This is a genomic window from Micromonospora ureilytica (genome assembly GCF_015751765.1).
GTDB classification, from domain to species: domain Bacteria; phylum Actinomycetota; class Actinomycetes; order Mycobacteriales; family Micromonosporaceae; genus Micromonospora; species Micromonospora ureilytica.
In genome coordinates, this window is record NZ_JADOTX010000001.1 from 5164892 (window position 1) to 5187193 (window position 22302).

The 22302-nt window shown below is 70.6% G+C and carries 23 protein-coding genes; 11 read left to right on the forward strand and 12 right to left on the reverse strand.

The window, feature by feature from the left end; all coding sequences use genetic code 11:
• Window positions 1-179: 179 nt before the first annotated feature.
• On the reverse strand, window positions 180-1829 hold the full coding sequence (locus IW248_RS33985; protein WP_231396411.1) for a hypothetical protein: 1650 nt from the start codon (window positions 1827-1829) through the stop codon (window positions 180-182).
• Between the two features lie 406 nt (window positions 1830-2235).
• Entirely contained in the window at window positions 2236-3426 is a 1191-nt protein-coding gene (mqnC, locus tag IW248_RS23540; RefSeq protein ID WP_196928716.1) for a cyclic dehypoxanthinyl futalosine synthase, read from the reverse strand.
• A gap of 117 nt (window positions 3427-3543) precedes the next feature.
• Between mqnC and IW248_RS23545 the strand changes: the two genes are divergently transcribed.
• Together IW248_RS23545 and IW248_RS23550 are read left to right on the forward strand one after the other, a co-directional pair.
• Window positions 3544-3987, forward strand: a complete 444-nt coding sequence (locus IW248_RS23545) for a hypothetical protein (protein ID WP_196928717.1) — start codon at window positions 3544-3546, stop codon at window positions 3985-3987.
• Between the two features lie 36 nt (window positions 3988-4023).
• Window positions 4024-4551 (forward strand): hypothetical protein, encoded by a 528-nt coding sequence (locus IW248_RS23550; RefSeq protein WP_196928718.1) that lies wholly within the window; start codon window positions 4024-4026, stop codon window positions 4549-4551.
• A gap of 208 nt (window positions 4552-4759) precedes the next feature.
• Here IW248_RS23550 and IW248_RS23555 read toward each other — a convergent pair whose 3' ends face one another.
• The 6 genes from IW248_RS23555 to paaA are packed head-to-tail and all read right to left on the reverse strand — an operon-like array spanning window position 4760 to window position 8849.
• Window positions 4760-5161, reverse strand: coding sequence for a hypothetical protein (locus IW248_RS23555; RefSeq protein WP_196928719.1), 402 nt, complete (start codon window positions 5159-5161; stop codon window positions 4760-4762).
• Window positions 5158-6267: a 1,2-phenylacetyl-CoA epoxidase subunit PaaE gene (gene paaE / locus IW248_RS23560; RefSeq protein ID WP_196928720.1), complete on the reverse strand. Its 1110-nt coding sequence runs from the start codon at window positions 6265-6267 to the stop codon at window positions 5158-5160. The genes IW248_RS23555 and paaE overlap by 4 nt, the downstream gene beginning before the upstream one ends.
• Window positions 6264-6740 (reverse strand): 1,2-phenylacetyl-CoA epoxidase subunit PaaD, encoded by a 477-nt coding sequence (gene paaD / locus IW248_RS23565; RefSeq protein WP_196930332.1) that lies wholly within the window; start codon window positions 6738-6740, stop codon window positions 6264-6266. The genes paaE and paaD overlap by 4 nt, the downstream gene beginning before the upstream one ends.
• Window positions 6734-7459 (reverse strand): 1,2-phenylacetyl-CoA epoxidase subunit PaaC, encoded by a 726-nt coding sequence (paaC, locus tag IW248_RS23570; protein WP_196928721.1) that lies wholly within the window; start codon window positions 7457-7459, stop codon window positions 6734-6736. The genes paaD and paaC overlap by 7 nt, the downstream gene beginning before the upstream one ends.
• Window positions 7456-7740: a 1,2-phenylacetyl-CoA epoxidase subunit PaaB gene (gene paaB, locus IW248_RS23575; protein WP_124821353.1), complete on the reverse strand. Its 285-nt coding sequence runs from the start codon at window positions 7738-7740 to the stop codon at window positions 7456-7458. Before paaB ends, paaC begins: the two co-directional genes overlap by 4 nt.
• Window positions 7741-7772: 32 nt before the next feature.
• On the reverse strand, window positions 7773-8849 hold the full coding sequence (gene paaA, locus IW248_RS23580) for a 1,2-phenylacetyl-CoA epoxidase subunit PaaA (protein WP_196928722.1): 1077 nt from the start codon (window positions 8847-8849) through the stop codon (window positions 7773-7775).
• A gap of 370 nt (window positions 8850-9219) precedes the next feature.
• Here paaA and IW248_RS23585 point away from each other — a divergent pair, with 370 nt between their 5' ends.
• The gene (locus IW248_RS23585) at window positions 9220-10209 is read left to right on the forward strand and encodes a hypothetical protein (protein WP_196928723.1); all 990 of its coding nucleotides are present in this window, start codon (window positions 9220-9222) and stop codon (window positions 10207-10209) included.
• Window positions 10209-11171: a serine hydrolase gene (locus tag IW248_RS23590; protein ID WP_196928724.1), complete on the forward strand. Its 963-nt coding sequence runs from the start codon at window positions 10209-10211 to the stop codon at window positions 11169-11171. The genes IW248_RS23585 and IW248_RS23590 overlap by 1 nt, the downstream gene beginning before the upstream one ends.
• A 46-nt stretch (window positions 11172-11217) precedes the next feature.
• Here the strand turns inward: IW248_RS23590 and IW248_RS23595 are convergent, their stop codons facing one another.
• Genes IW248_RS23595 through IW248_RS23605 form a run of 3 tightly spaced genes read right to left on the reverse strand, consistent with a single transcriptional unit; the run spans window position 11218 to window position 14042 of the window.
• Entirely contained in the window at window positions 11218-12069 is an 852-nt protein-coding gene (locus tag IW248_RS23595; RefSeq protein ID WP_196920646.1) for a menaquinone biosynthetic enzyme MqnA/MqnD family protein, read from the reverse strand.
• Window positions 12021-13415: an MFS transporter gene (locus IW248_RS23600; RefSeq protein ID WP_196928725.1), complete on the reverse strand. Its 1395-nt coding sequence runs from the start codon at window positions 13413-13415 to the stop codon at window positions 12021-12023. The genes IW248_RS23595 and IW248_RS23600 overlap by 49 nt, the downstream gene beginning before the upstream one ends.
• A 42-nt stretch (window positions 13416-13457) precedes the next feature.
• Window positions 13458-14042 (reverse strand): ArsR/SmtB family transcription factor, encoded by a 585-nt coding sequence (locus tag IW248_RS23605; protein ID WP_124821359.1) that lies wholly within the window; start codon window positions 14040-14042, stop codon window positions 13458-13460.
• Window positions 14043-14201: 159 nt separating this feature from the next.
• On the opposite strand from IW248_RS23605, the gene IW248_RS23610 reads away from it, so the two are divergent.
• On the forward strand, window positions 14202-15452 hold the full coding sequence (locus IW248_RS23610) for an HNH endonuclease signature motif containing protein (protein WP_196928726.1): 1251 nt from the start codon (window positions 14202-14204) through the stop codon (window positions 15450-15452).
• Between the two features lie 288 nt (window positions 15453-15740).
• Window positions 15741-17993, forward strand: a complete 2253-nt coding sequence (locus IW248_RS23620) for a HelD family protein (RefSeq protein ID WP_231396412.1) — start codon at window positions 15741-15743, stop codon at window positions 17991-17993.
• On the opposite strand, the gene IW248_RS23625 is transcribed toward IW248_RS23620, so the two are convergent.
• Window positions 17982-18593 (reverse strand): hypothetical protein, encoded by a 612-nt coding sequence (locus tag IW248_RS23625; RefSeq protein ID WP_196928727.1) that lies wholly within the window; start codon window positions 18591-18593, stop codon window positions 17982-17984. The genes IW248_RS23620 and IW248_RS23625 overlap by 12 nt on opposite strands.
• A 198-nt stretch (window positions 18594-18791) precedes the next feature.
• On the opposite strand from IW248_RS23625, the gene IW248_RS23630 reads away from it, so the two are divergent.
• The 5 genes from IW248_RS23630 to IW248_RS23650 all read left to right on the forward strand — a co-directional run bounded on the left by IW248_RS23630 (window position 18792) and on the right by IW248_RS23650 (window position 22289).
• Window positions 18792-19436: a transporter gene (locus IW248_RS23630; protein WP_196928728.1), complete on the forward strand. Its 645-nt coding sequence runs from the start codon at window positions 18792-18794 to the stop codon at window positions 19434-19436.
• Window positions 19433-19744 carry a transcriptional regulator gene (locus IW248_RS23635; protein ID WP_196928729.1) on the forward strand — a complete coding sequence of 104 codons (312 nt, stop codon included), beginning with the start codon at window positions 19433-19435 and terminating at the stop codon, window positions 19742-19744. Before IW248_RS23630 ends, IW248_RS23635 begins: the two co-directional genes overlap by 4 nt.
• Entirely contained in the window at window positions 19741-20682 is a 942-nt protein-coding gene (locus tag IW248_RS23640) for an ABC transporter ATP-binding protein (RefSeq protein ID WP_231396413.1), read from the forward strand. Before IW248_RS23635 ends, IW248_RS23640 begins: the two co-directional genes overlap by 4 nt.
• A 10-nt stretch (window positions 20683-20692) precedes the next feature.
• Entirely contained in the window at window positions 20693-21430 is a 738-nt protein-coding gene (locus IW248_RS23645; protein WP_196928730.1) for an ABC transporter permease, read from the forward strand.
• A gap of 94 nt (window positions 21431-21524) precedes the next feature.
• Window positions 21525-22289: a VOC family protein gene (locus IW248_RS23650; protein ID WP_124821365.1), complete on the forward strand. Its 765-nt coding sequence runs from the start codon at window positions 21525-21527 to the stop codon at window positions 22287-22289.
• Window positions 22290-22302: the final 13 nt, after the last annotated feature.

Here is a 22302-nt window from a genome sequence, read left to right on the forward strand (position 1 = left end):
GCACGCCCGCGACGCTCGCTGCGTGGGCGGCATGCCGCGCGTACGCGAAAGGGCGGGGTGGTCGCCCACCCCGCCCTCGCGTCGTGCCCGCGTCCATGACGCCTCGGTCAGGACGCGTGTCGTCCTCGCACCCGTCGCGGTCGCGCCTCTTCTGCGCGCCGCTGGTCAGGGCACCGGTGTCAGTCGGTCGACTTCTCGTCGGCCGGCGACACCAGGACCACCTTGCGGCGACGGCTGAGCACCAGCAGCGCTCCGCCCACGAGCAGGATGATCACGCCGATCCCGCCGATCAGGCCGACCTGCACACCGGTCACGGGCAGGCCGCCACCGCCCGAGCCGCCACCGTCGGAACCGCCGCCGGCACCCGGCGAGACGGTCGTGCCCGGCGTCGTCGTACCGCTCGGGACCGGAGTCGGCGTGGCCGTCGCGGTCGGGGTCTCGGTCGGGGTGGCCGTCGCGGTCGGCGTCGGAGTGACAGTCGGCGTCTCCGTCGGAGTAGCCGTCGGGGTCGGGGTCGGCGACTCGGTCGGAGTGACCGTGGGCGTCGGGGTCGGCGTCTCGGTCGGCGTCGGCGTCTCGGTCGGAGTGACCGTGGGCGTCGGAGTCGGCGACTCGGTCGGCGTAGCCGTCGGCGTCGGGGTCGGCGACTCGGTCGGGCTGACCGTCGGCGTCGGAGTCGGCGTCTCCGTCGGCGTCGGCGTCTCGGTCGGAGTGACAGTCGGCGTCGGAGTCGGCGACTCGGTCGGCGTCGGAGTCGGGGTCGGCGATTCCGTCGGAGTGACCGTCGGCGTCGGAGTCGGCGTCTCGGTCGGGGTGACGGTTGGCGTGGGCGTCGGCGTCGGGTCCTCGGCCTGGTCGACGAAGACGTCGAAGATCGCCTGGTTGTCGCCCTCGTCGACCTCGGTGAAGGTCTTCCGCTGAGCGGTGCTGGCCCGCTTCGGCTGCTCCTCGGGCTTGCCGGCTGCCGCGTCCAGACCGTGCGCGACCAGCTCGCCGACCCGCAGCACCGGCTCGGTGACGTCCTTGCCGACTGTCACCTTGATGTCCGCCGTGTAGTAGTCACCGGGCTGGATCACCGCGCCGTCGTCCTGACAGAGCGCCTGAGCGACACCGAAGGACTGCTGCGTGCACGTGTCCGGCAGGGTGTCGAAGGTGACGCCCGCCGGGAGGGTGAGCACGTAGGCGAGGCCGGTGGCCTTGCGGCTGCCGTCGTTGTAGACGGCCCAGTCGACCGGCACCGTCTCGCCCGGCCGCACCGGCCGAAGGTCGGGGTCGTCGCCGTTGACGCCGTTCACCACGACGTTCGCGTTGACGTCCTGCACCCAACTGGTCAGGTCGTACCCGGGCTCGGTGACGGTGATGTCGTGCTCGACCTTGTTGTCTTCCTTGTTGGGGTCCTCGGTGGCGGAGCGGATGGTGACCACCAGCGTGCCGGCGGCACCCTTACCACCGGTGGAGAAGATCGGAATGCCGAAGTCCTCGCTGGTGCCGGCGGCCAGGTCACCGAGGCGGCAGGTGAACTTCTTGCCGTTCACCCGGCAGCCGTCGGGCACCACGACCCGAACCTTGTTCGTCTTCAGCTTGCTGGTGTCCACCGTGTAACTGACACCCTTGGCGTCTTCCTCGCTCCGGGTGTTGTCGACAGTGAACTTGAACGGCTTGCTCTTGGCCTCCGTGACACCCTTGGCCAGGTTGTAGCTGAGCGGCACCAGGGCAAGGTCGGCCTGCTCGGCCGCCAGCACTGGGGCGGCCACGGCGGCGATGCCGCCGGCCGCGAGCAGCGCCACGACACTGGCGCGCACCAGCGTCGAGCGGTGGAACGCTGTCATCAGTCCCCCGGGGGTAGGGAAGAAAGAATGGTTGCGGAACGAGCGGACGCTATCGGAGGCCGATCTTCCACGCCAGCAGGCGGACCCGTTTTCATCCGTCCAGCCCCAGCTGGGCAGACAGTACGGGCGGGATGGTCACCCATCCCGCCCGTACTGCCGTGCGTTATATGAACGACCCGCAGCGGGCCGATGGAGGACAGCCCCGTCTGGCGACGGTGGTCACGGATATGAGCCGGGACGCTAGCGGCCGACGATCATCTCCACCAGCCCCGCACCGGACAGCCTGACGCTGCGGCGGCGGGGACCACCCGTACCGCCGGGGGGTGATCCGGCGGGAGCATGAGCGTCGATCAGCCGAACGGCCGGGTGTCGAGGCGGCCGTGGCCGTCGCGAAGCAGACGGCGCGTCAGCTGACGTCCACCAGAGGCAGGGATCGGCCCGCGCCGCCACCGGGCAGCGCGATCGAGGAGAAGTGCGAGACCACCCGCTCGTCGGTCGGGTCGTCGGCCGGCGTGTGGTGCACGGCGAGCCGGTTGTAGAGGGTGTCGCGCTGGGCGGGGATCCGGTCCGCCGAACGGATCATGCCGATCAGCTCGTGCAGGTTGGAGCGGTGCCGCGCCCCGGCGGAGGAGATGACGTTCTCCTCCAGCATGATCGAGCCGAGGTCGTCCACGCCCATGTGCAGTGAGAGCTGCCCGACGTCCTTACCGGTGGTCAACCAGGACGCCTGCAGGTGCGGCACGGTCTCGAAGAAGAGCCGAGCCACCGCGACGAGCCGCAGGTATTCCAGGGTGGTCGCCTGGGTGCGGCCCTTCAGGTGGTTGTTCTCCGGCTGGTACGTCCACGGGATGAAGGACCGGAAACCGCGGGTGCGGTCCTGTACGTCCCGGATCATGCGCAGGTGCTCGATCCGCTCGGCGTGCGTCTCGCCGGTGCCCATCATCATGGTGGCGGTCGACTCGATGCCCTGCCGGTGGGCCAGCTCCATGACCTCCAGCCAGCGCTCGCCCGACTCCTTGAGGGGCGCGATGGCCTTGCGGGGCCGCTCGGGAAGCATCTCCGCGCCGGCGCCGGCGATCGAGTCCAGGCCGGCGGTCTTGATCCGGGCGATGGCCTCGTCCAGGCTCACCCCGGAGACCTTGGCCATGTGCAGGATCTCGCTGGGGCCGATCGAGTGGATGACCAGCTGCGGGTACGCCTGCTTGACCGAGGAGAACAACTCCTCGTAGTACTCCACGCCGTAGTCCGGGTGGTGCCCGCCCTGGAGCATCACCTGGGTGGCGCCCAGCTCGACCGCCTCGCCGCACCGGCGCAGGATCTCCTCGGTCGGGTGGGTCCACCCTTCCTTGTGCTTGGGGGCCCGGTAGAACGCGCAGAACTTGCACGCCGTCACGCAGACGTTCGTGTAGTTGATGTTGCGATCGATCAGGTAGGTGACGACGTTGTCCGGGTAGCGCCGCCGACGCACCGCGTCCGCCGCCTCGCCCAACGCGTGGAAGGGCGCCTCGGTGTAGAGCAGCAGCGCCTCCTCGGGCGTGATCCGCCCGCCGTCCGCGCCGCGCTGCAGGATGTCGTCGATCTCCCGGCTCACCGTCACCCCCCGAGCCTACGTCGGCCCCCGACGTGGCCTTCGGCCCGGGGATACACATGCGGGCGCCTATTATATTTTGAGATCATCTATAACTTGTCAGTCTGCGCTTGACAACCTGTACTCATGAACGCGAACATCCTCTTCAAGGCTTCGCCCCAGGGAGGTTGCGATATGAGCGAGATGGATACCGCTCCGGGCATTGCCGCCCGATGTCGGGCCGACGGCGGGCTAACGGAAGCAACCCTCGGCGAGTTACGGGACGAGTTGGGCTACCGAAAGCTGGGCCGTTGGGTCTTGGTGGAGATCGCGGACAGGCTCAGGGCGACCGGCCTCGGCTTCTTCCCCCCACAACGGCTCGATGCGGAACTCAACACCGAGCCTCGCCAGTCGCAGACGGTCTGGATCTACGTGCGAGACGGCGGGTCCCGGGCACGGGTAATCGACGCTGTCCTTGAGCCTGACAACTGCGACGTTCGGGCGGAGCTCAACGCCATCGGCACCAAGCACCTCGAAGCACTGACGCCCCAACAGAGGCTGGATCGAATCCGCGACATCGTCAACGCCTGACCCGCCCTTGGCCTCCACGAGAAAGGTCCACGCTCCATGAACGCGCACGTCTTCGTGGACGAGACCAAGGAGCGAGGGCTTCTCGTCGCGGCTGCGATCGTACTGCCGGCGGATGTGGCCGCTGCCCGCCGGACCATTCGCGATCTGATCCTGCCCGGCCAGCGCCGTATCCATTTTCACAAGGAAAAAGACGACCGACGCCGGCAGATAATCGCTGCCGTCGTCACACTGTCTGCCCACGCGGTGATCTTCGACGCAAGAAGACATCGTGACCCCAGGATGGTGCGCGAGGCTTGCCTCGTCGAACTCGTGGAGCACGCAGCGAAGATAAACGCTGCACGCCTCGTCCTGGAGCGTGACGATTCGACATTCCAAGCCGACCAGCGTCTGCTCTTCGAGCAGGTGAGGAAGTCGGGGACGTCCGGCAACCTGCGTTACGACCAACTGAGAGCCCACGAGGAGTGCCTGCTGGCGATTCCCGACGCACTGGCCTGGTGCTGGGCCAAGGGTGGCCGATGGAAGACGTCCGTGCAGCGCGTCGTCAGGGAGACGCGGCAGGTCTGACAGGGCCCGGGAGACGCGAAACCCGGCTCACCCACCGTCCGGAAGGCTGCCGGGTTCACTTCCAAGGAGCTACTGCCCCTGGCAGTTGCAGGCTACCTCTGCCCGTCTCCCACGGGCAAGGAATTGGCCGTTGGGCGATCTGATAAATCTCCCCTATGCCGGAGTGATCTAGGGCAACACCCCCGGAACGGCAGGCTGCCGGATCTACTCAGCTCTCGCGTACCTCGACGTTAATGCCGTAGGTGTCCCGCAGTTCCGCCGCGAGTTCCGGCCCCGCCCAGGCCGGCGCGTACGCCTCCCACCACGGACGCTCGGAGAGCCCCGGCATCCCCTGCTCGGAGAGAACTGCCCGGAACCGCTCGTCCGCAGCCGCGACCCGCTCCCGGACCCACCCCATCTGCGGAAAGCCGAACAACCGTTCGTCGGTCAGCACCCTCTCGATGGCGTCCCGGATGCTGAGGTCGAGCCAGTACTCGTCGAAGACGTCGTCGTAGCCCTCCTCGCAGAACCCGACGAACTGCTCCCATCCCTCCACGTAGCCGGTCGGACGACGCCCTCCGGTGACGTCGGCGAACCGCTCGACGAACTCGCGGTCGTTCGGCGGCCTCACGCGTCGTAGTCGATGGTGAGCTTGTCGGTGGTCGGGCTGGACTGGCAGGTCAGGACGTAACCGGCGGCCAGCTCGTCGGGCTCCAGCGCGTAGTTGCGGGCCATCGTGACCGAGCCGTCGACGACCTTCGCCTTGCAGGTCGAGCAGACACCGCCCTTGCAGGCGTACGGCAGCTCGCCCCGTACCTTCAGCGCGGCGTCCAGCACCCGTTCCTCGCGGCCCATGGTGAAGCTCGACGACCGGCCGTCCAGCACGATGGTGACCTCGGCCCCGGCGCCCGCCTGGTCGACGGGTCGGCGCACCGGCTCCGGTGGTGTGTCGACGTGGAACAGCTCGGTGTGCACCGCCGACTCGGGCAGCCCGTGTGCGGTCAGCACGTCCCGGACGTCGACCACCATGCCGTACGGGCCGCAGAGGAACCACTCCTCGATCAGGTCGCCCGGCACGATGGTGCCCAGCAGCCGGCCCAGCCGCTCGGCGTCGATCCGACCGGAGAGCAGCGGCGACTCGCCCTGTTCCCGGGAGAGGACGTGCACCAGGTGCAGCCGGGTGGGATAGCGGTCCTTCAGGTCGGCCAACTCCTCGGCGAACATCACAGTGTTCGCCGTGCGGTTGCCGTACACCAGTGTGAAGGTGCTGGCCGGCTCGACGGCCAGGGCTGTCGCGACGAGCGCGAGCACCGGGGTGATGCCGGAGCCGGCGACGACCGCGCCGTAGTGCCGCGCGCGGTCCGGCGCGAACGCCGTGGTGAAGGTGCCCAGCGGCGGCAGCACCTCGACCGTGTCGCCACCGCGCAGCGCCCCGCAGGCGAACGCCGAGAAGGCGCCGCCGGGGATCTCCCGCACCCCGATCCGCAACCGGCCGCGCCGGGCCAGGTCGTCGGGGGTGGAGCAGATGGAGTACGACCGGCGCACGTCCGCGCCGTCCTCAGCAACTCGCCGGACCGTGAGGTGCTGGCCCGCGCGGAACGCGAAGGTCTCCCGCAGTTCCTCGGGTACGGCGAAGGTCACCGCCACGGAGTCGTCGGTGAGCCGGTCGACGGCGGCGACGGACAGCGGGTGGAAGACCGGCCGGCGGCGAACCGGACGGGTGATGGTGACAGTCACAGCGCCTTCAGGTGGTCGAAGGGTTCGGAGCAGGAGCGGCACCGCCACAGCGCCTTGCACGCGGTGGAGCCGAACCGGCTGACCTGCTCGGTCTCCGGCGAGCCGCACTGCGGGCAGCGGACCGCGAGCGTCAGCGACACGACGCCGGCGGTGGGCACCGGGGCCGGCGGGGCGATCCCGGCGGCGGCGAGCTTGGCCCGCCCACCCTCGGAGATCCAGTCGGTGCTCCACGGTGGGCTGTAGACGGTCTGGACCTCGGCGTCCGGATGGCCGGCAGCGGTGAGCGCGCGGCGGATGTCGGCCCGGATCACGTCCATCGCCGGGCAGCCGGTGTAGGTCGGGGTGATGGTGACGGTGACCCGGCCACTGGTCGGGTCCTCCTCGACCGCCCGCAGGATGCCCAGCTCGTCGATGGTGATGACCCGGATCTCCGGGTCCACCACCGACGCGGCCGCGTCTCTGGGGTTCACCAGTTCGCTCCGGGGTGGGCCCGGTGCAGCACCTGCATCTCGGCGAGCAGGTAGGCCAGGTGCTCGGTGTGCACACCGGCCCGCCCGCCGGCCGGGGCCCAGGCACTGTCCGGCCGGGTGAGCGTCGCCTCGGCCAGCGCCGGGCCGACGACCTCGTCGAACGCCGGCCGCACTGTGGCCGGGTCGACCGGCGCCGCCGGGTCCGCGGCGAACAGCTCATGGGTGTACGGCCACACCTGGTCGACGGCCGTCTGCATCCGACGGTGCGACTCCTCGGTGCCGTCACCGAGCCGCTTCACCCACAGCGCGCCGTGGTCCAGGTGGTACGCCGACTCCTTGCGCGCCTTCGCGCCGATGGCGGCTAACCGCTCGTCCGCGCAACCGGCCAGCGCCGTGTACAGCGGCAGCTGGTAGGCCGCCAGGAAGAACAGCTTCGCCATCGTCACCGCGAAGTCGCCGTTGGGCAGCTCGACCAGTAGCGCGTTGCGGAACTCGCGGTCGTCGCGCAGGTACGCCAACGCGTCCTCGTCGCGCCCGGCGCCCTCCAACTCGCCCGCGTACGACAGCAGCAGGCGCGCCGCGCCGAGCTGGTCGAGGGCGATGTTGGACAGCGCGATGTCCTCTTCCATCTCCGGTGCGCGGGTGGCCCACTCGGCCAGCCGCTGGGCCGCGACCAACGCGTCGTCGGCGAGCGAGAGGGTGAAGTCGAAGGGCCCGTTCACAGGTGTGCCACCCCGTCCGGCACCTCGTAGAAGGTGGGATGGCGGTAGACCTTGTCGGCGGCCGGGTCGAAGAAGGCGTCCTTCTCGTCCGGGCTGGACGCGGTGATCGCGCCGGCCGGCACCACCCAGATCGACACGCCCTCCTGGCGGCGGGTGTAGAGGTCGCGGGCGTTGTGCAGCGCGAGCTCGGCGTCGGGGGCGTGCAGGCTGCCGACGTGCGTGTGTGACAGCCCGCGCCGGGCCCGCACGAAGACCTCCCACAAAGGCGAATGACTCGTCATGCCAGGTTGCTCGGCTTGCTCGCTACGCACGCTCACGCGGCCACCGTCTCCTTCTGTCCCGCCCGCTTCGCGGCGTACGCCGCGGCGGCCTCGCGTACCCAGGTGCCGTCGGCGTGCGCGGCCCGGCGGTGGGCGATCCGCTCGCGGTTGCACGGCCCGTCGCCGGAGATCACCCGCATCAGCTCGTCATAGTCCGGCTGGGTGTAGTCGTACGCCTGCCGCTCGTCGTTCCAGCGCAGGTCGGCGTCGGGGATGCGCAGCCCGAGGATCTCGGCCTGCTGGACGCACATGTCGACGAAGCGTTGCCGCAGATCGTCGTTCGAGAAACGCTTGATCTTCCAGGCCATCGACTGGGTGGAGTGCGTGGAGTCGCCGTCCGGCGGGCCGAACATGGCCAGCGACGGGTACCACCATCGGTCCACCGCGTCCTGTGCCATCGCCCGCTGCGCGGGGGTGCCGTGCCCCAGGGTGTGCAGGATCTCGTACCCCTGCCGTTGGTGGAACGACTCCTCCTTGCAGACCCGGATCATCGCGCGGGCGTACGGGCCGTAGGAGCAACGGCAGAGCGGCACCTGGTTGACGATCGCCGCGCCGTCCACCAACCACCCGATGGCACCCACGTCGGCCCAGCTGAGAGTGGGGTAGTTGAAGATCGAGCTGTACTTCTGGCGGCCGTCGAGCAGCAGTTGGACCAGCTCGTCACGGCTGATGCCGAGGGTCTCGGCGGCGGCGTAGAGGTAGAGGCCGTGACCCGCCTCGTCCTGCACCTTGGCCAACAGGATCGCCTTGCGCTTGAGCGACGGCGCCCGACTGATCCAGTTGCCCTCCGGCTGCATGCCGATGATCTCGGAGTGGGCGTGCTGGGCGATCTGCCGGATCAGCGTCCGCCGGTACGCGTCGGGCATCCAGTCGCGGGGCTCGATCTTCTGCTCGGCGTCGACCACCTCGGCGAAGTACGCCGCCAGGTCCTCGTCCGGCGCGGGGCCGCCACGCCGCCCGCGCGCCGCCGCTGCTCGCAGCTCTGCCTCGGCGGCCTCGACCTCGCCCAGCAGGCCGCCGGGCGCCTCGTCCGGGGTGCCGTTCGGGGCGGAGAAGTCGTTGCCATACATGAGGCTAAGTGTTACAGCTTGCGCCTCGTTGCACCAGGGGGTGTAACAGGAATCCGAGCATCCCATCCGTAATCGAATGACTGCTTTGTGCTACCTGGAGGTCGTTATGTCGTCGTGACTTAGGCCACGAAACAAAGGTGAATCACTGCAAAAACCTCATACCGGCCCCATATCCCGCCTTTATCGCAGGTTGCCTAGTGTCGAACCCTGGCGGTCGGCCGGTCCGGACGTAGACTTCTGCCGGACAACCGATCGGCTGCCGACATCGACATCTCCACAGAGGCCACCTCCCCCGGCCTCGGCGATCGCACCGATTCGTCCCGACGACAAGCCGGTCCCCCCGGCCCTGACACCTGGAGTTCACCCACTCATGCGATCTCGCGTGACCCTGGTGCTCGCCATCACGGCGGTCGTGCTCGGTGGCGTCCTACTGGTCCCCACCGCGTACGCCCGACTCGCCAGTGACGACAGCGGCGGAGGCGGCGGAGGCGGTACGTCGAGCGTCGCCGCTCCCGCACCCGCCCCACCACCGCCACCCACCCTGGCGGCAGGCCCGGTGTCGGTGAGCTTCAAGGGGCAGTTCTTCTCGTGGGCTCTGCTGGATCGGAAGACCGGCAAGATCTCCGGGTCGCCGAACATGACCGCGACCAGCTCCACCGAATCGATGATCAAGGCATGGATCGTCTCCGACTACCTGCGACAGCTCGGCAACAAGGAGCCGTCCGCAGCGATGAAGGAGATGGCTAGACTCGCCATCGTCGACAGCAACGACGGGGCGGCCAACAAGGTCTACGCCGCCGCGGGAGGCTCGTACAAGGCTTCGTCCAGCAGCATCCCCGATCCGGTGATCCAGCGGGCGATCAAGATCTGCGGGCTGACCGACACCAAGCGCGGCAACGTCAAGCAGTACACCGGCTTCTGGAGCTTCACCCGGATGTCCCCCCGCGACGCGGTCCGGGTCGGCGACTGCATCGCCGACGGTAAGGCCGCCGGCCCGAAGTGGACCAAGTGGGTGTTGGACCAGATGAGCAAGGTCAAAGGCACCACCGCGGCCAAGGACCAGCGACCCTCGTCCGGCGGTGGCCGCTGGGGGATCATCGACGGTCTGCCCAAGTCGATCACCGCGCAGGGGCCGGTCAGCATCAAGAACGGGTGGACCCCCATCTACGGCGACGGCAACTGGCACGTCAACTGCCTCGCCGTCACCGGCAAGTGGAGCCTCGCGGTGATGCTTCGCTACCCGATCAGGACCGGTCTGGACTACGGCGCGAAGGTCTGCGCCAGTGTGGCCACCCAACTGGTCACCCCGCAGCCCGGCGCCGCGCTCAAGGTGCCGCAGCAGCCGGTCGGGAAGCTGTGATGGCCGGCAACCGTCGGGTCGACCGGCGCAACGGCGGCGAGGCCTCCCCGATTCGGCTGATCGCCGTCGCGGTCATCCTGATCGGGCTGGTCCTGGTGTCGCTGCGGCTGCTGCCCGGGTCGCCGTTCGAGTCGTCCGCAGCGGCCAAGTGGGGTGACGCCGGCTCCGACACCAGCGACCGCCCCACCGGCGCCGGCACCGACCGCAGCGCCCGCCAGCCGTCCTCGCCGTCCCCGAGCCCCAGCCCCTCGCTGGAACCGCTGCCCTTCGTGGCCAAGGACCTCAAGCTGGACATCAAGGGCTGGTACTCCTGGAGCGTCCTCGACCGCCGAACCGGAAAGATCATCGGTTCGAAGAACATGGGCGAGACCAGCACGACCGCCTCGATGATCAAGGCCTGGATCGTCGCCGACTACCTGCGTCGCGCGGCCGACGCCGGCCAGACCCCGAGCGACGCGAAGCTCGCCGACGCGACACGCATCATCAGGGACAGCGACAACACCCGAGCCGAACAGTTCTACAACCAGGTCGACCGGGACGCCTCGATCAAGCGACTCATCTCCATGTGCAAGCTGACCGACAGCAGCGTCGCCCCCGACGGCGGCTGGAGCCGGACGGCGCTCTCCCCCCGGGACACCGCCCGGATGGGCAACTGCATCGTCACCGGCACGGCCGCCGGGCCGAAGTGGACCAAGTGGCTGCTCAACGAGATGAAGCAGGTTCGCGGTGCTGGCGACTTCGGTATCCGCAAGGCATTCCCGGCCTCCGAGCAGAAGAAGATCGCCATCAAGAACGGGTGGATCGACCGGACCAGGGAGCAGGAGATGCACATCAACTGCCTGGCCATCGGTGACACCTGGACGATGGGCGTGATGGTCAAGTACCCGATCAACATGGGCTACGACTACGGCATGAAGAACTGCGAGAAGATCACCGAAGCGCTGCTCCGCCCCGGCACCTGAGCCGCGCAGGCCAACGCCGCCTGCGCTGGCCCCGGGGCCGGCGGTGTCAGCCGGCGAAGAACTCGGGGCCGCCGTCCGGCAGCGCCGGGGCCTCGCCGATGGCGGCGGCCCGCCGGGCCCACTCGCGCAGCCCGGCGACCTGCCGGTCGCCAAGGGAGAAGTCGAGGGTCCGGAAGTACGTGGCAAGCGTCTCCGCGTCGAAGGTCTCCCAGCGGGCAGCCGCCTCCGCGACCTGGTCCAGCTCCGCCAGGCAGAGGTCCCGCGAGCGCAGGAAAGCCTCGTGCACCTCCTTCACCAGGCCCGGGTGGGCGGCGGCGAAGTCGCGGCGGACCGCCCAGACGGCGAAGACCATCGGCAGCCCGGTCCACTCCCGCCACGCCTGCCCGAGGTCGGTGACCGTGAGGCCCTTCTGCGGTGCCTCGTAGTACGCCCGCAGCGCCACGTCGCCGATCAGCACGGCGGCGTCGGCCTCCAACAGCATCTGGGTCAGATCCGGCGGGCAGCGGAAGTATTCGGGCCGCACGTCGTACTGCTCGGCGAGCAGCAGCTGAGCCAGCATGACCCCGGTCCGCGAGGTCGAACCGAGCGCCACCCGGGCGCCGTCCAGCTCGCCGAGGGGTCGGGTGGAGACCATGTTGACCGAGAGCACCGGCCCGTCGCTGCCCACCGCCAGGTCCGGCAGGAGCAGCAGCTCGTCGGCGTGCTTCAGGTATTCCAACAGCGTGATCGGGCCGATGTCGAGATCGCCGGCGACCAGCGCCGCGCTCAACCGGTCCGGCGAGTCCTTGTGCAGGTCCACGTCGAGCAGGGCACCGGAGCGCATCAGACCCCAGTAGATGGGCAGGCAGTTCAGGAACTGGATGTGCCCGACCCGCGGGCGTGCGATGCGCTCAGCCATGGCCCGACCGTATCCCCGGCGGCTGGCTCCGGCTCGGCGGGCCGGCCCGGAGTGGCCAAGCCCGCACTTGACGACCGTCGTGCCGCGCGGGTCACGACCGGCACGAACACCAGCACCACCAGCAACCCGACCACACCAGCGCCGGCGATCAGTGGCCGAGGCGGAACGACCGCGAGCAACGCCCCGCCGATCAGGAAGCCCGCCATCGAGCCACCCTGCACGGCCGCGCCGTAGCTGGCGTACGCGCGAGCGCGCATCGCCTCCGGCACCCGCCGAGCGGTGAGCAGGTTGGCGAAGACGTTCTCGCCACCGTTGGCCGCACCCCCCACCAGCCAGAGCGGCACCAACACACCCGCCGCCGGCACCGTCGCCGCGAGCAACACCATCAGGCTGCACACGGCCAGAGTGGCAAGCACCCCCCGTACCAACGCGCCGTCGTCGTCGAGCCGCCTGGCGAGTCGTACGGCAAGCCAGGTCCCCGGCAGCATTCCGGCCATCCATGCGGCACTGACCAGGCCGTACGTGGTCGGTGAACCTCCCAACGTCTCCCTGATGAAGAAGACCTCGATCACGTTGATACCGCCGATCGCCGCGATCACCACGGCGGTGCTCACCACCATGACGAGCATCAGCGGGTCGCGGCGCAGCCGCCAGCCGATCTCCGTACCCCCGGCGGTTGGCACGCCGCCCGAGACGGCCTGGCTGCTTGCGGCGGCCTGGCTGGCGGCGGGGGCCTGGCTGCTTGCGGCGGCCTGGCTGGTGGCGGGCCGCCGGCCGCCGCGTCGGGTCCGCAACAGCAGGCCCGCGACCACGAGCGCCAGGTAGGTCGCGGCATCGAGAAGCAGCGGTACGCGGGTGCCGAACTGCCCCACCAACAGGCCGGCCAGCACCGGGCCGCCGAGCGCGCCGAGCGAGACGGCGGTCTGACTGATCGCGCTGGCCCGCGGCAGGTCGGCGGGACGGACCATCGCCGGCAGCAGCGCTGCCAGGCAGGGTTGGGTCACTGCGAGCCCGCAGGCCAGCAGGGTGACGAGCCCGACCACCAGGACCGGTTGCTCGACGACGGCGAGGAGCGCGCAGATCGCGGCCTGCGCGAACCCGATGGTCACCAGCAGGGAACGGCTGTCCATCCGGTCGGCGAGTCGACCCGCGAGTGGGGCGAGCACCACAAGGGGCAGGGTTGCGGCCAGCAGCAGCCCCGACACGGCCAGCCCACCGGCACCGGCACCCTGGAGGGCCAGCGCCAGGGCGGTCGCCGCGAGGAAGTCCCCGCAGATCGTGGTGCCCCGCGCCGCGGCGGCGATCCAGACGTCCGCCCAGCGCGACTCTCCAGTTGTGAAGGACATACTTCGAAGATAATCCTTCACAACTGATCCATGCAACCCTGCCTATGCCAGCGGCACCGTCCGGTACTGCACAGCTACCGTGCGCGCCCCCGGCGGTGGATCACCCTGCCGCCGTCGTGGTTGGTACGGCCGGAGCAGCGCCAGCACCGCCTCGTTCAACTCGGCCAACTCCTCGGCGGTGAGCAGCAACAGCGTGTCGCTGAACAGGGCCGTGTCGTACCACTCGGCGGGCTCGTCCCCAGCGCGCCGCAACCAGTCCCGGGTCCGCTCCATGGCCCGGACCGCATGCGCCTCCACCAGCGCCTGCTCGGCCGCACGCGCCTCAGGCCCGGCATCACGACCCGCCTCGACCAGCACGCTCAGACTCGGCACGCGCCACAGCCGCTCGCGCGCGTCCCCTCGGCTCGGCGCCTGCTCGACCAGGCCGAACTTCGCCAGCGCACGCAGGTGATAGCTGGTCGCGCTCGGCGACAGCCCAACGATCTCGGCACACTCGGTGGCTGTCGCACCGCTCTCGCGGCTACTCAGGTACTCCATGATCGCGATCCGGGCCGGATGGGCCATCGCCCGCATCACCTGCGGGTCGCTGATCGTCATCCGGCGCGAGTCAGGGCGGGCCTCGGTCATAGGCCCATGATCCCGGCAGGTCCCCCAACCCGCCATCACCCCCACGTTCGGCCCGGACCACGAGCAGGGCGTGGGGCTCGCCATGATCGACGAATTTGGTTTCCATCCATTGATCAACACTAACGCGAAAGTGTCGTACACCAGTTCTAGTGTGGCTTGATGTTGGAGGCGTTGACGCAGGTGGGCGGTGCGGTTGACCACTGCGCCGAGACCGCGCTCTGGGGGCTCTCCGACGACGATCTGCTTGCTGCTCTCGACGCGACTCAGGTGTTGGCGCAGCGGTTGGCCGCCGTTCAGCTCGGTCTGGTCCGCGAGTTGGACGGCCGCGGTCTGGCTGTCGCGCAGGGCGCCTCGTCCACCGCGGTCTGGCTGCGGGAGCGACTACGGCTCTCCGGTCGCGGTGCGCGCCAACTGGTCCAGCTCGCCGCCACCATCGACGCCGCCCCGTCAGCGGTGCGCGACGCGCTACTCGGCGGCGCCATCACCGTCGAGCAGGGCCGGGTGGTGGCCGAGACGATCGCCGCCCTCCCGGCGGAAGCCGGTCCCGAAGTGGCGGACAAGGCAACCCAACTGCTGGTCGCCTGGGCCGACCGCTTCGATCCGACAAGTCTGAGCCGGCTCGGCGAACGCGTCCTCACGCACGTCGCCCCGGAGCTGGCCGACGAAGCTGAGCTGAAGGCTCTGGAGCGGGCCACCGAGCGGGCCGAGGCCCGCCGGCACGTCACGCTCTCCGAGCAGCAGAACGGGCAGGTACGCCTCAGCGGCAACCTCGACACCGAAACCGCGAGCCTGCTGCGCGAGGCCATCGATCCGCTCTGCACCCCAGCCGGGGAGCACGATGACCGCAGTCCTGGTCAGCGCCGTGCCGACGCGTTGGGCGAGATCTGCCGGCTGGCGCTACGCACCGGTCAGCTGCCCGACAACGGCGGCGACCGTCCTCAGCTGGTGGTGACCGTGTCGCTCGACGAGCTGGTCAACGGCGTACGCGCCGGAGCACTGGAGACCGGCACGCGCCTCACGCCCGGTGCGGTCCGCCGCCTGGCCTGCGACGCTGGGGTGCTGCCGGTCGTGCTGGGCGGCAACAGTCAGGTCCTGGACGTCGGTCGTCAGCGCCGGCTCTTCACCGGCCCGCTACGGCGCGCGCTGGTCCTGCGGGACGGCGGTTGCGCCTTCCCTGGTTGTGATCGGCCGCCGAGATGGTGCGATGGTCACCACCTCCGACACTGGGCCGACGGTGGGGTGACGGCGCTGGGCAATGCGGTGCTGCTCTGCGGTTACCACCACCGGTTCATCCACCGCGGCGACTGGACGGTCCGCATCGCGGCGGACGGCCGGCCCGACTTCCTCCCGCCCAGCTGGCTCGACCCGCTGCGCACCCCACGTCGCAACCTCTACCACCGGCGCTGCTGACGCCGCCGACCAGACACCGCGACCTCATGACAACCGAGTCGATCACGGCGAGAAGGCCGCGCCACCTTGCGATACGCCACTCGGTGACACTCGACCGGGCAACACGCCGTCTCGGTCGGGTGGTCGCGTCGGTAATTCGCTGGATGCGGCGGGTTGGGGAGCGTAGGGTTGCAGCCCGCTTGACGGCCGAGGTGAGCTGCACCGGAACGGACGTCTTCGCGCCGGGCGGCCGGCCATCCGCCCCCGGACACGCGAGCGCGCAGCAGATGTGAACGATGGGACGTCAGCATGCCCGCACTTGACCTCGACACCCAGCTCAGCACCGACGCCGACACCGATACCGACCTCGACGCGGACCTGGCCGCCGAACGCGCACACCTCACCACCTCGCGGGCGGCGCTGGGTCGGATGCGGGCGAGGGCCGAGTCTCTCTTCGCCACCGGTGACCAGGTGGCCGGCGACGCGTACGCGGCCGAGACGCTCGGCCGCACCCTGGCCCGCCGGGTCGCCGAGCTGGCCGACGACCCGACCACTCCGCTCTTCTTCGGCCGCCTCGACTTCGCCGGCGCCCCCGACAGCAGTGCCACCGACAGCAGTGCCACCGACAGCGGCGCCACCGACAGCGGGACGACGGACACCGCAGACACCGGGACCACCAACAGCAGGCCCACGAGCAACGGGCCCACAGCCAGCAGGCCCAAGAGCGACCCGGCCACGAAGGGCCCGGCTGCACCCGACACCAGCGGTGATCATCACGGGCGGCGGTATCACGTGGGGCGGCGGCACGTCACCGACGAGCACGGCGAGCCGTTGGTGCTGGACTGGCGGGCGCCGGTCTCGCGCTCGTTCTACCGGGCCAGTGTGCGGGATCCGCAGGGGGTGGCGGTCCGGCGGCGGTTCGGGTTCAGCAATGGTGTGCTGACCAGCTTCGAGGATGAGCGGCTGGATCGGGGCGAGGAGCTCGGTACGACCAGTCGGATCCTCACCGCCGAGATCGAGCGTCCACGTGTCGGGCCGATGCGGGACATCGTCGCCACGATCCAGCCGGAGCAGGACGAGCTGGTCCGGGCTGACCTGGCCGACTCGATCTGTGTGCAGGGGGCGCCGGGTACGGGAAAGACGGCTGTGGGCCTGCACCGGGCCGCGTATCTGCTCTACCTGCACCGGGAGCGGTTGCGGCGGGCGGGTGTGCTGATCGTCGGGCCGAACCGGGCCTTCCTGTCGTACATCGCGGCGGTGTTGCCGGCGCTCGGTGAGGTCGAGGTCGAGCAGGCCACGGTGGAGGAGTTGATCTCCCGGGTGCCGGTCCGGGCGGTTGAGGCGCCGGCGGTGGCCGCGCTGAAACATGACGTACGGATGGCGAGCGTCCTGCGGCGGGCGGTGCAGGCACAGATCGGCACCCCGACCGAGTCGATCACCGTCTCGGACGGTTCGTTCCGTTGGCGGATCGGGCTGGAGCCGTTGCATCGGATCGTCGAGGAGACCCGCCGGGAGGGGTTGCCGTACGGCACGGGTCGGGAACGCGTCCAGGCGCGGGTGGTGAGCCTGCTGCAACGGCAGGCCGAGGCGCGGCGTGCGGAGTCGCCAAGCGACGCCTGGCTGCGTCGGATGAGCAGGTGCCGGCCGGTGCTCGACTTCCTGGACGCGGTCTGGCCGGCGCTCACTCCGGAAGGGCTGGTGCACGGTCTGTTCTCCGATCCGGGCCGACTCGCCGCCGCGGCGGACGGGCTGCTCAGCGACACCGAGCAGGCGCAGCTCACCTGGGCCAAGCCGGCCCGTACCCCGAAGGCGACCCGTTGGACCGCCGCCGACGCGGTGTTGATCGACGAGGCGACCGGGTTGCTGGAACGGCTCTCCGGGTTCGGGCACGTGGTGGTGGACGAGGCGCAGGACCTCTCCCCGATGCAGTGTCGGGCCATCGCTCGGCGCAGCGAGCACGGCTCGGTCACGCTCCTCGGTGACCTCGCCCAGGGCACCGCGCCGTGGGCGGCGACGGACTGGCGGGAGTCCCTTGCCCATCTGGGCAAGCCGGACGCGGTGGTGGTTCCGTTGACAGTCGGTTTCCGGGTGCCCGCCGCAGTCGTCGCGTTCGCGAACCTGCTGCTCCCGGCGCTCGCTGTGGACGTACCGCCGGCCGAGTCGCTGCGGCACGACGGCGGCCTGGACGTGCGTACGGTGACCGATCTGACCTCGGCGACGGTGGCCGAGGTGCGCGCGGCGCTGGCGCACGACGGCTCGGTCGGTGTGATCGCCGCGGACGACGCGGTCGACGGCCTGCGCGCGGCGCTGGCCGAGGCCGGCGTCGAGACCGCGACCGCCGACGACGTGGCGGCCGCGGAGCGGGTCACAGTGGTGCCGGCGACGCTGGTCAAGGGCCTTGAGTACGACCATGTGGTGGTGGTCGAGCCGGCGGCGATCGTCGCGGCCGAGCCACGCGGGCTGCACCGGCTGTACGTGGTGCTCACGCGGGCGGTGTCCCGGCTGGCGGTGCTGCACGTCGCGCCGCTGCCCGCCCCGCTCGTCGCCGGGTCAGCGGGCTGACAGGGCCGCCGCGATTTCCCGTAGCGGGCGGCCGGAGTCGGCCAGCGGCACGTGGAACGACAGCCACGACCCGTCGGCGAAGTCGATCCGCAGCCGTTTCCAGTTCAACCGGTACCTGCCGAACCGGGCGGTGACGGCCGTGCGCGGCACCGACCCGAGCAGGTCGATGTCGGTCTGCGCGCGCTCGTCCGCCGCCGAGCTGGACAGCAGCCCGACGGGTGCTGTCGCGCCGAGCAGCAGCCGTTGGTCGGTGACACCCAGCACGAGGGTTCGGACGCCGACGCTCTTCGCCGCCACGGTCAGGGCATGGTGCAGCACTGATGCCTGGGAGCCCGGTTCGCCTCGACCTCCGACACCGAAGACGAGCCAGTCGACGGCGTTGTCCGCCCGACCGACTGTGATGGTCGGGGACAGCACGTTGAGCAGGACACCCAGAAAGCCCGGCCCACCCGTGCTGGCTGGCGCCGACGGCTGCGGGGGCGGTGCCGGGGTCAGGCCTCCGCCCGCTCGAACCTTGGCCACCGCGCGCACCCGCTCGTCGACAGGTATCAGCCGGGTGATCCCCTCGACGTACCGTGCCCGACTCTCGTCGACAGTCATCGGCACCCCTCGTGGTCGGCCGGCGCCAGAGCCCCCAGCTCATTGCCCGGGCTTGACACGGACCCTCCCCAGTGGCCTGTGCGACGGATCGGTCGCCTCGGCTCCCCACCCTAGGCACTGCTCGCCGCGATCGGGGGTCCGCAGCAGCCGGTGATGACGGGGTCTCCCGTCTCGACTTTGTGCCGTAAAGTAGTTTGCGTGGACCTCGACGATGATTCACCGCCCACCGACGCGGCGGCGGCGCTCCGGCTGATCCAGGACCAACGGTCGGCGACGGCACGCCGGCTCGACCCCGACGCCCGCCTGCTCTACTGGCCGTGGGGTGTCGCCTGGCTGGTCGGCTTCGGGTTGTTCTTCCTGCGGTTCTCCCCCGGTGACCGGGCGCTGGTCGACCTGCCGAGCTGGCTGCCGCTGACCGTCCTGTTCGTCCTGCTCGCGGCCGCCGGAACGATCCAGGCGGTGGTCAGCGTGCGGGCCTACGGCCAGGTGACAGGTGACTCCGCCCGGCGTGGCAAGTGGTACGGGTACGCCTGGGCCCTCGGTTCGGTGAGCATCTACGCGGGGCTGGGCCGGATCTCCGAGCACCTGCCGCACGACCTGGCGGCGCTGCTCTGGTCGGCGACCGCCGTCGGGTTGACCGGCGCGCTGCACATGGCCGGCGGGGCGGTCTGGCTGGACCGGGACCTGTTCCGGCTGGGCGTCTGGATCAGCCTGATCAACCTGGTCGGGGCGTTCGCCGGGCCGGGCTGGCACCCGCTCATCGTGGCGGTGGCCGGCGGCGGCGGAATGCTGGTGGCCGGCGCGATCGCCCGGCGGCGACAGCGGCAGCGGCAGCAGCCGTGACCGAGCTGGATCCGGTCATCCACGCGCAGGCCCGGCTGCGGGTGGTCGCCAGCCTCTCCGCTCTCAACGTCGGCGACAGGATCGCGTTTCCCCGCCTGCAGGATCTGCTCGCGATGACCGCCGGCAACCTCTCGGTGCACCTGCGCAAGCTCGAAGAGGCCGGCTACGTGGAGATCACCAAGACCCATCGTGGACGCACCCCGGCAACCCTGGTCCGGCTCAGCCGGCGAGGTCGGCTGGCGTTCGAGGAGTACACCGAAGCTATCCGCGCCCTGCTCGACCCCATCCCGTCGAAGGAGCAGTCATGATCCTCGCCCGCGCCGACCAGGCCAGCCGCCGGTACGGCGACGTCCTCGCCCTCGACCGCGTCGACCTGGAAGTCCGGGCCGGTGAGCTGGTCGGCCTGCTCGGGCCCAACGGCGCCGGCAAGAGCACCCTGATGAACCTGCTGGTGGGCCTGCGCCGTCCCAGCTCGGGGCGGGTGGAGTTGTTCGGCGGCGACCCCCGCGACCCGGCGAGCCGGCGACAGATCGGGGTCACCCCGCAGGAGACCGGCCTGCCCGGCACGCTGCGCGTCGGCGAGGTCGTCGACTTCGTCTCCGCGCACTACCCCGACCCGGTGCCCCGGGCGGAACTGCTCGACCGCTTCGGCGTCGCCGACCTGGCCCGACGACAGACCGGTGGGCTCTCCGGCGGGCAGCGCCGCCGGTTGGCCGTGGCGTTGGCGTTCGTCGGCCGGCCCCGGTTGGTGCTGCTCGACGAACCGACCACGGGCCTGGACGTGGCCGCCCGGCACACCCTGTGGGACGCCATCCGGGCCTTCCACGACGACGGTGGCACCGTGCTGTTGAGCAGCCACTACCTGGAGGAGGTGGAGGCGCTCGCCCGCCGGGTGGTGGTCATCGGGCAGGGCCGGGTGCTCGCCGACGACAGCGTGGACGCGGTGCGCGGCATCGTCGGCGTACGCCGGGTCAGCCTGGTCGCCGACCACCTGCCCGACCTGCCCGGGGTCGTCCGCACCGAACGGGTGGACGGTCGGCTGCACCTGCTCACCACCGACGCCGACGAGCTGGTCCGAGCGCTGGTCACGGCCCAGACTCCGTTCACCGACCTGGAGGTACGGCCGACGTCGCTGGAGGAGGCGTTCCTCGCCATCACCAGCGGGGACGCGCCCAGCGGCGACGCGCCCGCCAGCACCGGCCGACCCACCACCGCCGCTGCCGGCGGCCGACCCACAAGCGTCTGAGGAGGCGACCGTGCAGCTCGCCCTGGTCCACGCCCGCTACCAGCTCCTGGAGATCATCCGGATTCCGGTGGCAGTCTTCGGCAGCGCCTTCTTCCCGGCCGCCGCCATGATCTTCTTCGTGGTGCCCTTCGCCGCTGACGACGCGGTGGGTGCCACCTACGCCACCGCGTCGATGGTCACCTTCTCGGTGATGAGCGCCAACATCTTCCAGTACGGCGTCGGTGTCGCCGAGGACCGCGACCAGCCCTGGAACCCGTACACCCGGACCCTGCCGGCCGGGCCGGCGCCGCGGTTCGCCGGCCGGGTGCTGGCCGGCCTGGCGCTGACCTACCTCTCGCTGATCCCGGTCGTGGTGATCGGCGCGACGCTGACCGCGGCCACGATCACCCCGGCGGCTTTCCTGCTGGCCCTCGGCACGGTGGCCGTCATCTCGGTGCCGTTCACGCTGATGGGGCTCGCCATCGGCTACTCGCTGCCGAGCAAGGCGGCGATCGTGGTGGCGCAGGTGCTCTTCCTGCCGCTGGCGTTCGGCGGCGGCCTGCTCTCCGCGCCGGGCGACGCGCCCGGGTTCATCGAGACGATCGCGCCGTACCTGCCGACCCGGGGCGCGGCCGAACTGATGTGGGCGGCAGCGGCCGACTACGACGTGCAGCCGCTGGCAGTGATCATGCTCGGTGTCTGGGTGGTGCTGCTCGCCGCGCTCGCCGGCTGGGCGTACCGGCGGGACGAGGGTCGCCGGTTCAGCTGACGATTCGTCCGTTTCCGCCCCGAGCCACAGCGGGACGGTGCCAGGATTCCGGCAGGGGGCCGCCGTGGCCACCCGGGCCGAGAGGGGTCTTGACGTGAGCACCGTCCCGCCGGGTACGCCCTGCTGGGCCGACCTGGCCACCCCGGACCTGACCGACGCCCGGCGCTTCTATCCGGAGCTGTTCGGTTGGACCGGCCAGGTCACCCCGGAGCCCGAGGCGGGCGGCTACACGGTCTTCCTGCTCGACGGCAGGCCGGTGGCCGGCGCCGGCCCGCCCGCGATACCGGACCAGGTCCCGATCTGGTCGACGTACCTCGCGACCGACGACGCCGAGCTGGTCGCCGGGCGTGTCGAACGGGCCGGCGGGCAGGTCGTCGTACCACCGTTCGAGGTCTTCGACAGGGGTTGGATGGCGGTCTTCGCCGACCCGGCCGGCGCCACGTTCAGCGTGTGGCAGCCGCTGGCCATGGCCGGCGCCGAGGTGTTCAACGTGCCGGGCGCGATGAGCTGGAACGAGCTGGTCACCCCCGACCCCGAGGGCGCGAAGGTCTTCTACGAGCTGGTGTTCGGCTGGCAGCCCGACGACCAGGCGGTGGGCGCGATGACGTACACCGGGTGGCGGCTCGGGACGCAGATCGTCGCCGGGATGATGCCGCCGCTGGCCGGCGACTTCCCGGCCGACCTGCCCGCGTACTGGACCGTGTACTTCGCGGTGGCCGACGCGGACGCCGCCGCGGCCCGCGCCTCCGAGCTGGGCGGAACGATCCTGGTTCCGCCCCGTGACATCCCGGCGGGCCGCTTCGCCGCCCTCCGCGACCCCCAGGGCGCTCTCTTCTCCGTCATCGACCTGGGCCCCTGACCAGCCGCCCCGC

What these genes read in the sequence shown, in the direction of transcription:
- IW248_RS23640 (WP_231396413.1), top strand. Translation starts at nt 19,741, where the DNA reads ATGATCCTCGCCCGCGCCGACCAGGCCAGCCGCCGGTACGGCGACGTC.
- IW248_RS23605 (WP_124821359.1), bottom strand. Translation starts at nt 14,042, where the DNA reads ATGACCGAGGCCCGCCCTGACTCGCGCCGGATGACGATCAGCGACCCG.
- paaB (WP_124821353.1), bottom strand. Translation starts at nt 7,740, where the DNA reads ATGACGAGTCATTCGCCTTTGTGGGAGGTCTTCGTGCGGGCCCGGCGC.
- IW248_RS23545 (WP_196928717.1), top strand. Translation starts at nt 3,544, where the DNA reads ATGAACGCGAACATCCTCTTCAAGGCTTCGCCCCAGGGAGGTTGCGAT.
- IW248_RS23585 (WP_196928723.1), top strand. Translation starts at nt 9,220, where the DNA reads ATGCGATCTCGCGTGACCCTGGTGCTCGCCATCACGGCGGTCGTGCTC.
- IW248_RS23600 (WP_196928725.1), bottom strand. Translation starts at nt 13,415, where the DNA reads ATGTCCTTCACAACTGGAGAGTCGCGCTGGGCGGACGTCTGGATCGCC.
- IW248_RS23595 (WP_196920646.1), bottom strand. Translation starts at nt 12,069, where the DNA reads ATGGCTGAGCGCATCGCACGCCCGCGGGTCGGGCACATCCAGTTCCTG.
- IW248_RS23625 (WP_196928727.1), bottom strand. Translation starts at nt 18,593, where the DNA reads ATGACTGTCGACGAGAGTCGGGCACGGTACGTCGAGGGGATCACCCGG.
- IW248_RS33985 (WP_231396411.1), bottom strand. Translation starts at nt 1,829, where the DNA reads ATGACAGCGTTCCACCGCTCGACGCTGGTGCGCGCCAGTGTCGTGGCG.
- IW248_RS23620 (WP_231396412.1), top strand. Translation starts at nt 15,741, where the DNA reads ATGCCCGCACTTGACCTCGACACCCAGCTCAGCACCGACGCCGACACC.
- paaA (WP_196928722.1), bottom strand. Translation starts at nt 8,849, where the DNA reads ATGTATGGCAACGACTTCTCCGCCCCGAACGGCACCCCGGACGAGGCG.
- IW248_RS23550 (WP_196928718.1), top strand. Translation starts at nt 4,024, where the DNA reads ATGAACGCGCACGTCTTCGTGGACGAGACCAAGGAGCGAGGGCTTCTC.
- IW248_RS23590 (WP_196928724.1), top strand. Translation starts at nt 10,209, where the DNA reads ATGGCCGGCAACCGTCGGGTCGACCGGCGCAACGGCGGCGAGGCCTCC.
- IW248_RS23610 (WP_196928726.1), top strand. Translation starts at nt 14,202, where the DNA reads ATGTTGGAGGCGTTGACGCAGGTGGGCGGTGCGGTTGACCACTGCGCC.